The following is a 258-nucleotide window of genomic DNA, read 5'->3' on the forward strand; positions in this document are numbered from 1 at the left end:
GTTATTTAAAAAAGTACGAGGATGAGCATCATGAAACTCCAGACTATAGCAATATAATTAAAAACATAAGAGATGATATTCTCATCTCTTGCTTTTCTGAATGCTACACCTCAACACTGATGTGGTCACATTATGCAAATGAACACAAAGGTATTTGCATAGAATACAATCTTGATAACCTCAAAGGCGACATATATTCTATATTCAATAAAAGGATGTACCCTGTACTTTATAGCAACATCATGGCTGATGCGACAC

1 protein-coding gene is annotated in these 258 nt (G+C 34.1%); it reads left to right on the plus strand.

From position 1 onward, the window contains the following. Positions 1-119 precede the first annotated feature (119 nt). On the plus strand, positions 120-258 hold a 139-nt coding region (locus tag R0J88_RS21370; protein WP_410901080.1), incomplete at its 3' end, for a DUF2971 domain-containing protein.

Source organism: Pseudoalteromonas sp. SIMBA_162, from assembly GCF_046535955.1.
GTDB classification, from domain to species: Bacteria; Pseudomonadota; Gammaproteobacteria; order Enterobacterales; family Alteromonadaceae; genus Pseudoalteromonas; species Pseudoalteromonas marina.